Source organism: Stutzerimonas sp. (assembly GCF_982611455.1).
The window spans coordinates 1-2,349 of record NZ_CEXBBO010000068.1; the positions used below are offsets into that span (position 1 = coordinate 1).

At 49.1% G+C, this 2,349-nt stretch carries 2 protein-coding genes; one reads left to right on the forward strand and one right to left on the reverse strand.

Annotated features, from left to right (window positions below; translation table 11 throughout):
- Nucleotides 1-299: 299 nt before the first annotated feature.
- The gene (locus tag AC2LD7_RS21550) at nt 300-1,268 is read right to left on the reverse strand and encodes an integron integrase (RefSeq protein ID WP_008169685.1); all 969 of its coding nucleotides are present in this window, start codon (nt 1,266-1,268) and stop codon (nt 300-302) included.
- 543 nt (nt 1,269-1,811) lie between these two features.
- Here AC2LD7_RS21550 and AC2LD7_RS21555 point away from each other — a divergent pair.
- Complete coding sequence (locus AC2LD7_RS21555; protein WP_011786640.1) at nt 1,812-2,291, forward strand: YqhA family protein; 480 nt, start codon at nt 1,812-1,814, stop codon at nt 2,289-2,291.
- Nucleotides 2,292-2,349 lie beyond the last annotated feature (58 nt).

The window sequence follows — 2,349 nt, forward strand, 5'->3', positions numbered from 1 at the left end:
CGGGGCTTATCGTTTTGACGAAGGGCCGCTGATTGGTCAGCTTGGTCTGGGCGCTGCCTGGCAGTGGGATCACCTGCTGGCCTCGGTCACACTGCGTGCCTCAACCAGTGAAGACGAGCGTCATAAAGACAACTTCAGCTTTGGGACGCTGTCAGTTTCTTGGGCATTGTAGAAAGGTTGGTTTTGACCGTTGCTTACGGGATGTGGTGGCGCTTGTTCCCGCTGTTAAACAAAAGCGAACATTCGCCGCACCCCCAATTCCAGGCTTTACGCCCCTTAAACGGGTAAGCAATGCCCCATCAAGAACTTGGCAAACGATCAAAAGGGCTGACGGTTCCAGCACGTCGATCGCCAATGACATGCGTGTAGATTTCTGTCGTTCGAATGTCGCTATGCCCAAGAATTTCCTGAACCGTCCTGATATCGCTCCCCGATCTCAATAACTCTGTCGCAAAGGCATGCCGAAAGGTATGAGCCGTCACACGCTTGGTGATTCCCGTGGCCAGAACGGCCTGCCTCAATCGCCGCGAGTACGATGAATGATGAAGATGGTGGCGGCACACATAACCAGCGATGGGATGAACGCATCTTGTTACGGATGGGAACAGGTACTGCCAACCAAAGTCCTTCATGGCCGGTCCATACTTCTTGTGAAGTGAGGCCGGCACTGACGTAAGCCCGAATCCATCGGCCAGATCGGACTCATGTACAGCCCTGACATGGGCGAATTGTCGCTCCATGTTTTCTCTTAGATTGCCTGGAATCAGTGTGTATCGATCTTTTCGTCCCTTACCGTTGAATACGAGCAAACTGCGGCTTTTTAGGTCGATGTCTTTCACGCGAAGCGAAAGAGCTTCGTTGATTCTCAAACCGCATCCATAAAGAAGCGCAGTGATGAGCCAATACTCTGCATCCATGTTTTGAAGAATAGAAGCAACTTCATCGGGACTCAGAACGGTTGGCATGCGTCGAGGCGTTTTCGTCATCTTGTACTGTAGGTTTTCAATCTCCCGCTTCAGCACATGCTTGTAGACAAAAATAATCGCGCATAGCGCCTGATTTTGAGTGCCCGGACTGACTCCCCGATTGACGGCGAGGTGATTCAGGAAACGCTCAATTTCGTGATTACCCATGACTTTTGGGTGCTTCTTGTCATTGAAAAGGATGAACTGACGAACCCAGTAAAGATAGGACTTCTCGGTTCGGTAGCTGTACTGCTTTGTCCTAATTTCTGTGCGGACCGATTGTAGAAACGGTGATTTCGACACGCTCGCCCTCCGTGGCTGAATGCTGTATGTACGTACAGTTATAATAAAAAACACCCAAAAACGCCAAAATTCTTGCGGCTTAATTTGCACGGCCCTGCTCGCTTTTCACAATGCATCTCTGTAGGTATCTGTTTCAGCATGGGAAAAATTCGACCCACTGGATTTAACGTGCAAAAACGTGCATAAATATCCCGCGTGCACACTTTTCACAGAACCAAAAGCTCAAAAGCCCCCTGAGATGGAGGGGTAATGATCTGAAAAATCGAGGTTATTCAGGTTGTGAAGCAGTATTGGACTGGGTGATGGTGTTGCGGTTTAATAAGAAAGCAAACTAATAAGCTGTTAGTGGCTTTTCTCCAGGTCATGTCAGGGTCACGAACGTTTGAAGTAATCCAGCAGTAATCCGACAGCTCCAGTGTTCGGCTAACGCCGTAGAAAGCACAATCTAGAGGTTGATTAACGAGATAGTAGATGGTCCGGTGAAACCGACTAAGAGAAAATTGTGAGTCTGTAACTGACGTTGTGACGCGGCCCGGAGAAATTATGATCGAGAGAGTTTTCAGAAGTAGTCGGTTTATGGTGTGGGTGGCAGTCGTTATCTGTGCGGTGTCATCTTTGCTCTTGTATGGTGCCTCGGTTAACATAATCTGGAATACCGCACTGGATGTAGTACGTGATATACCTGTCTCTGCTGACGACGGCAAGAGCCTCGCGGTTCGCCTCCTGAAGCTGTTGGATCTCCTGCTGATCGCTATTACTTTTCAGATCATGGCGGTTAGCCTGTATCGTCTGTTCATCCGTCCGGTGTCTGATGATGACAGAGAATCCCAAAACCCTCTGGACATTAAGAGCTTCCATGATTTGAAGATAACAGTAAGCCAAGTGGCTGTTGTGATACTGGTGGTTCTGTTCCTTGAGCAGGCGGTAGAGATTGGCGCTACGATCGCTACGTTATACTTTGGTGCTGCCATCGGTATCATTATTTTGGCCTCGGTATTCGCGTGGAAGAATATGAAAGACTGATGCACAGCACGCGGTTAGACGTCACCTGCTGGTTGCCTGAACTAGAGAGGCAACCACT